Genomic DNA, 6,396 nt, shown 5'->3' on the forward strand with positions numbered 1-6,396 from the left:
TATTATTTACCTACCGTTCGGTAAGTAAATAAGCCTGCCATGTCCGCACCCGCTTCCCACCCCGCTCCCCGGCGCCGCCAGGGCCGCCCGCCCGTGGTGGCCGACGCGCGCGAGCGCATCCTGCTGGAAGCCTCGAAGCTGTTCGCGCAAAGCGGCTACGAAAGCAGCTCCATCGGCGAACTGGCCGCCGCCATCGGTGTCTCTAAGCCGGCCATCTATCACTACTTCGCCACCAAGCAGGACATCTACGACGCCATCATCCTGCAGGCGCTGCAAGGCCTGACCGATGTCGTCGTGCCGGCCGTGAACGCCCAGCCGGCCCCGCTGGACAAGCTGCGCGTCTTCATGACGGCGCATGCCGCCTACCTGGAACGCAACTACTGGAGTTTCGTCGCCATGCTGGTGGGCTTCAGCGGCATGAGCCCCAGCTACCGCGACGACGCCGCGCGGCTGCGCGACGCCTACGAACGGCTGCTGCGCCAGATCCTGGAGCAGGGCGCGCGCGAAGGCGTGTTCCGGCCGGGGCAGGTCGTGACCTCGGGCCGCGCCGTGCTGTCCCTGCTCAACTGGATGGCGCGCTGGTTCAAGCCCGGCCACGGCAGCACGGCCGAACAGATCGCGCTCGATTATTTCGAACTTCTATCCGCCGGCCTGTGCGTCAGGCCGGCGGCCACTTCCTGATGGGGACTGTCATGTCGTTGGATGCCGATACCTTGAATTTGCTGATCGAGGCCACGCGCACGTTCGTGGCCGAGCGCCTGGTTCCGCTCGAGGCCGAAGTGGCCGAAACCGGCGTGATTCCGCCGCAGGTGCGCGAAGAGATGCAGGCGCTGGGCCTGTTCGGCCTGTCCATCGCGCCCGAATACGGCGGGCTGGGCCTGAACATGGAAGAAGAGGTGTTGATCGCGATGGAGCTGGGCCGCACGTCGCCGGCCTTCCGGTCGCTGGCGGGCACGAATATCGGCATCGGTTCGCAGGCCATCGTGCTGGCGGGTACCGACGAGCAGCGCAAGCACTACCTGCCGCGCCTGGCCAGCGGCGAACTGATCGGCTCGTTCGCGCTGACCGAGCCGGACGCGGGGTCCGATGCGCTGTCGCTGCGGACCTCGGCGCGCCGCGACGGCGACCATTACGTCCTGAACGGCACCAAGCGTTTCATCACCAACGCCCCCATCGCCGGCCTGTACACCGTCATGGCCCGCACGGGAGAGGGGCGCGGGGCGGGTGCGATCTCGTGCTTCCTGGTCGAGGCCGGCACGCCCGGCATCACCCTGGGCAAGCCGGACCGCAAGATGGGCCAGGCCGGCTCGCTGACCTGCGACATCGTATTCGACGATTGCCGCGTGCCCGCCAGCGCCCTGCTGGGCGGGGAAGAGGGCAACGGCTTTCGCACCGCCATGCGCGTGCTGGACAAGGGCCGCCTGCACATCTCGGCCGTCTGCGTCGGCATGGCCGAACGGCTGATCGCCGAATCCGTGCGCTACGCCACCGAACGCAAGCAGTTCGGCCAGCCCATCGCCGATTTCCAGTTGATCCAGGCCATGATCGCCGACAGCCAGACCGAAGCCTATGCCGCCCGGACCATGGTGCTGGACGCGGCCCGCAAGCGCGATCGGGGCGAACCGACGACCCTGGAGGCTTCCTGCTGCAAGCTGTTCGCCACCGAAATGGTCGGGCGGACAGCCGACCGCGCCGTGCAGATCCACGGCGGATCGGGCTACATTGCCGAATACGCGGTCGAACGCTTCTATCGCGACGTCCGCCTGTTCCGCCTGTACGAGGGAACCTCGCAAATACAGCAACTCGTCATCGCGCGCGAAACCATCAAGGCGCACACGGCCTGAGGGCCGCCAAGGGAGGCAGGAATAAATGGCACGGATCAATAGCGTGGGGATAGTCGGCGCGGGCGCCATGGGACGGGGCATCGCCCAGATCGCGGCCCAGGCGGGGCTGCGCGTCTACCTGTACGACACCGCCCAGGCGGCGCTCGCGTCGGCGCGCGACAGCCTGCGCGACACCTGGGACAAGCTGGTGCAGAAGGGCAAGCTGGAAGCGCCCCGGGCCGAGGCGGCACTGCAGGCGCTCACCCTGTGCGAGGACCTGGGACGGTTGCGCGACTGCGAGCTCGTGGTCGAGGCCATCGTCGAACGGCTGGATGCCAAGCAGGGGCTGTTCCGGCAGCTCGAGGACATCGTTGCAGAAACGTGCATCCTGGCCTCGAACACCTCGTCCCTGTCCATCACCGCGATCGCCGCGGCATGCCGGCTGCCCGCGCGCGTGGCGGGCTACCATTTCTTCAACCCCGTCCCGCTGATGAAGGTGGTGGAGGTCATCGACGGCCTGCGCAGCGATCCGGAGGTGGGCGACGCGCTGGCCGAACTGGCCCGCCGCATGGGACACACGCCCGTGCGCGCCAAGGACATGCCCGGCTTCATCGTCAACCACGCCGGCCGGGGCCTGAATACCGAAGGGCTGCGGGTGCTGCAGGAAGGCGTGGCCGATTGCGCCCAGGTCGATGCCATCATGACCGGCCAGGCGGGGTTCCGCATGGGGCCCTTCGAGCTGATGGACCTGACCGGCCTGGACGTCTCGCATCCGGTCATGGAGTCCATCTACCGCCAGTTCTTCGACGAGCCGCGTTTCCGCCCCTCGCCGCTGACCACGGTGCGCCTGGCCGGCGGACTGCTGGGCCGCAAGACGGGCCAGGGTTTCTACACCTATGCCGATGGCAAGAAGCAGGCCGCGCCCGAGGTCCCGCCCCCTTCGGTCGCGCAGATGCCCGAGGTCTGGGTATCGCCGGCGCGCCCGGAGGCGCGGGCGGTGGTGGTCGAGCTGCTGGAGCGCCTGGGGGCGCGGGTGCAGCAGGGCGACCGTCCCGGCGACGATGCCTTGATCGTGGTCACGCCCCTGGGCGAGGATGCCACCACGGCGGCGTGCGACCAGGGCCTGGATGCCCGCCGCACGGTGGCGGTGGACGTCCTGCACGGCCTGCCCGAGGGGCGCCGCCGCACCCTCATGGCTACGCCGCTGACCGCGCAGGCGTGGCGGGACGCCGCCGTGGCCCGCTTCGCCTCCGACGGCGCGCCGGTGACGCTGGTCCAGGATTCGCCGGGCTTCGTCGCCCAGCGCATCGTCGCCACCATCGTCAACATCGCCTGCGAGATCGCCCAGCAGGGCATTGCCACGCCCGAGGACATCGACCGCGCCGTCACGCTGGGCCTGGGCTATCCCAAGGGGCCGCTGGCCATGGGCGACGCGCTGGGCGCCCCGCGCATCGTCGAGATCCTGCGCAACATCGTGCGCGTGACCGGCGACATGCGCTATCGGCCCAGCCTGTGGCTGCAGCGCCGGGCCCAGCTGGGGATGTCGCTGCTCGATCGCTAGCCCCGTGCACCGCGCGCGGGCGCGGTCACGAAAGAGATCGGCGGGGACGGCGCCATATCTTCTAAAATGCGGCGCTGTTTGATGGAGGATGTAATGGGACTCTTCATGGACCCCCGCCGGCAGCCCGAGGACACGCGCAGCAGCTACGCGCGCCGCCGCGCGCCATGGCTGGTGCTGGTGGCGATCGGCTGCAGCGCCTATGTGCTGTCCAGGGGCTACCCCAGCTATACCGGCTGGCTGGCGATGATGGTGACCTGGGTGGCGGCCGTGCTGGCCATCACCACCGCGGACTGGAGCGACTTGCGCAGGAAATGAGACGCCCTTGACTGTCGCCAGCCAACACCCCCTGGCGGCCGAGCTGGTCGCGGTGCTCGTCGCCGCCACCGACGCCGAGCCGCTGGTCCTGACCACGCACGATGGACGCATGCTGCCGTCCGGACCCTTCGAGTCCGGCCACCGCTCGCTGCAGGCCGGCCTGCGGGCCTGGGTGGAGGAGCAGACGCACCATCCGCTGGGCTACGTCGAGCAGCTCTATACCTTCGCCGACCGCGACCGCACCGAACAGAACACCGAGCAGCGCGTCATTTCCATCAGCTATCTGGCCCTGACCCGGCAGGGGCCGGTTTCCGGCGCCGATGCCGCCTGGCACGGGTGGTACCGCTATTTCCCCTGGGAGGACAGGCGCGCGCCGTCGGCCGAACTGGGAGAACTGATCGATGGCGCGCTGCGCGCATGGTGCCGGGCGGGCGCCGATGCCGCGCAGCGCCGGGCCCGGCTGCAACGGGCCGAGGTCTGTTTCGGCCTGGACGGCCGTGCCTGGAACGAGGAACTGGTCCTGCAGCGCTACGAACTCCTGTTCGAGGCGGGGCTGGTGCACGAAGCCATCCGCCGCGCCGGCAGGACCGGGCTGCCCCACCTGGGCGAGCCCATGCGACACGACCACCGCCGCATCCTGGCCACGGGCATCGCGCGCCTGCGGGCCAAGATCAAATACCGCCCGGTGGTGTTCGAGCTGATGCCGCCGTCCTTCACGCTGCTGCAATTGCAGCAGGCCGTCGAGGCGCTGGCCGGGCGGTCGCTGCACAAGCAGAACTTCCGCCGTTTCATCGAGCAGCAGCAGCTGGTCGAGGAAACCGGCGCGCTGTCCACCGAGACGCCGGGGCGCCCGGCCAAGCTCTTCCGCTTCCGCGGCGACGTGATGCTGGAGCGTGCCCTGAGCGGCAGCAAGCTCCCGCTGGTTCGCGGCAACTAGGGCCCATTCCCGGCCTGTGCCCGCCTCCTTTTGGCGGGAGCCGGCCTAAGCCACTGGATCGTCTCTTTCAGGTTTCCACGTATTGACAGCCCTTATGCTCATATCTAGCATAAAGAGCACGGCTAGAGCCGCGATTTTTTTCAACGGAAAATACTCATAATGAGCATAAATAACCTCAGCGCCCATGCCCGGGGTGCCCACGAGGCCTGGGACATCGCGCCGCTGCCCTCGGTCATGATCGAGCCCCTGGTGCGCGCCACCCTGTTGGAAGACCTGGGCCGCGCCGGCGACGTCACCACGAATGCCATCGTGCCCGCCGGCCATCGCGGCCGTACGGCCATGGTGGCGCGCCAGCCCGGCGTGGTCGCCGGCATGGACGTGGCGCGCGTGGCGTTCGGCCTGATCGATCCCGACATCCGTGTCGACGTGCGCAAGCCGGACGGCAGCCGTATCCAGCCGGGGGACGTCATCGCGGTGGTGGAGGGCAACTCGCGCGCCATGCTGACGGCCGAGCGCACCGCGCTCAATTTCCTGTGCCACATGAGTGGCATCGCATCGGCGACGGCCTCGGTGGTCGATGCCATCGGCGCTGCGCGGTCGCGCGTGGTGTGCACGCGCAAGACCATGCCGGGGATGCGCATCGTGCAGAAATACGCGGTCCGCGTGGGTGGCGGCTCCAACCATCGCTTCGGCCTGGACGACGCGGTGCTGATCAAGGACAACCATGTGGCGATCGCCGGCAGCGTCGCCGAAGCCGTGCGGCGTGCGCGCGCCGGCGTGGGGCACCTGGTGAAGATAGAACTGGAAGTCGATACGCTGGAACAACTGGACGAGGCGCTGGAATTGAAGGTGGACGCCATCCTGCTGGACAACATGAGCGTCGAGACCATGGCCGAGGCGGTGCGCCGCGTGGACGGCCGCGCGGTGACCGAGGCCTCGGGGCGCATCACCCCCCAGACCGCGCCGGCCGTGGCCCGTACCGGCGTGGACCTGATCTCGATCGGCTGGCTGACGCACAGCGTGGGCGTGCTGGACATCGGGCTGGATCACGCGCCCGCATAGTCGCTATATATAGGGAAGGAAGCTGCGGGAGCGGCTTTCTTCCCGTTCCCCGGGGCGAGTTGCACGCGCCAGAAAAACCGTGCTATAGTCTCTTTCTCGACGCAAACAACGCAGCGATGCGAAGCGCGAAGAGTGAGGAAGGCAGTTTTGGCAGCGGTTACGCGTTAAGCGGGCGCAGCGAATCAGCCGACCGAAAGAAGGAGCCTTGCGGCAGGGTGGTAGCGCGGCAAGGGTCTAGCGAATCGAAATTGGCAGCGCTAACGACGATTTGACAGACGTAAAAAACTTCTTCATAATCTCGTTTCTCTGCTGATGACGCAGCGCTAGCAAGACAGTGCAGCGAACGGCAAGGAAGTGAAGCAGTAGGCAGTGCCGCTCTTTAACAAATAAACAGCCGATAAGTGTGGGCGCTTGGTTGGGCGCGAGACGGTTGGGTCGGGTAACCGGACCAGTCGATCGACGCAAAAGAAATCAAGTGCTCATATGAAGAAGTTTGTAGGTAAATCATTTATCTGCAATTTCTTTGAGTACGCAAGCGATCGTGCCATGGGTTTCGACCCATAGTACGAACAAATCTAGAGATTGAACTGAAGAGTTTGATCCTGGCTCAGATTGAACGCTAGCGGCATGCCTTACACATGCAAGTCGAACGGCAGCGCGGACTTCGGTCTGGCGGCGAGTGGCGAACGGGTGAGTAA

6 protein-coding genes and 1 rRNA gene are annotated in these 6,396 nt (G+C 67.1%); all 7 read left to right on the forward strand.

What is annotated here, in order from left to right; translation table 11 throughout:
• The first annotated feature begins 39 nt into the window (after positions 1-39).
• Positions 40-681, forward strand: coding sequence for a TetR/AcrR family transcriptional regulator (locus CDO46_RS01815; RefSeq protein ID WP_087836867.1), 642 nt, complete (start codon positions 40-42; stop codon positions 679-681).
• An 11-nt stretch (positions 682-692) separates the two neighbouring features.
• Positions 693-1,844 carry an acyl-CoA dehydrogenase family protein gene (locus tag CDO46_RS01820; protein WP_087836868.1) on the forward strand — a complete coding sequence of 384 codons (1,152 nt, stop codon included), beginning with the start codon at positions 693-695 and terminating at the stop codon, positions 1,842-1,844.
• 25 nt (positions 1,845-1,869) lie between these two features.
• Positions 1,870-3,384, forward strand: a complete 1,515-nt coding sequence (locus tag CDO46_RS01825) for a 3-hydroxyacyl-CoA dehydrogenase (RefSeq protein WP_087836869.1) — start codon at positions 1,870-1,872, stop codon at positions 3,382-3,384.
• 93 nt (positions 3,385-3,477) lie between these two features.
• Positions 3,478-3,699 (forward strand): hypothetical protein, encoded by a 222-nt coding sequence (locus CDO46_RS01830; protein WP_087836870.1) that lies wholly within the window; start codon positions 3,478-3,480, stop codon positions 3,697-3,699.
• Between the two features lie 7 nt (positions 3,700-3,706).
• On the forward strand, positions 3,707-4,636 hold the full coding sequence (locus tag CDO46_RS01835) for a hypothetical protein (RefSeq protein WP_087836871.1): 930 nt from the start codon (positions 3,707-3,709) through the stop codon (positions 4,634-4,636).
• A gap of 159 nt (positions 4,637-4,795) precedes the next feature.
• Positions 4,796-5,698: a carboxylating nicotinate-nucleotide diphosphorylase gene (gene nadC / locus CDO46_RS01840; RefSeq protein WP_087836872.1), complete on the forward strand. Its 903-nt coding sequence runs from the start codon at positions 4,796-4,798 to the stop codon at positions 5,696-5,698.
• Between the two features lie 584 nt (positions 5,699-6,282).
• A 16S ribosomal RNA gene (locus tag CDO46_RS01845) occupies positions 6,283-6,396 on the forward strand; the annotation flags it as partial.

It is taken from the genome of Pigmentiphaga sp. NML030171 (assembly GCF_002188635.1).
GTDB lineage: Bacteria > Pseudomonadota > Gammaproteobacteria > Burkholderiales > Burkholderiaceae_B > Pigmentiphaga > Pigmentiphaga daeguensis.

Bases quoted from the DNA above. Each gene is read 5' to 3' on its own strand.
- CDO46_RS01825 (WP_087836869.1), top strand. From the start codon at position 1,870: ATGGCACGGATCAATAGCGTGGGGATAGTCGGCGCGGGCGCCATGGGA.
- CDO46_RS01830 (WP_087836870.1), top strand. From the start codon at position 3,478: ATGGGACTCTTCATGGACCCCCGCCGGCAGCCCGAGGACACGCGCAGC.
- CDO46_RS01820 (WP_087836868.1), top strand. From the start codon at position 693: ATGTCGTTGGATGCCGATACCTTGAATTTGCTGATCGAGGCCACGCGC.
- nadC (WP_087836872.1), top strand. From the start codon at position 4,796: ATGAGCATAAATAACCTCAGCGCCCATGCCCGGGGTGCCCACGAGGCC.
- CDO46_RS01815 (WP_087836867.1), top strand. From the start codon at position 40: ATGTCCGCACCCGCTTCCCACCCCGCTCCCCGGCGCCGCCAGGGCCGC.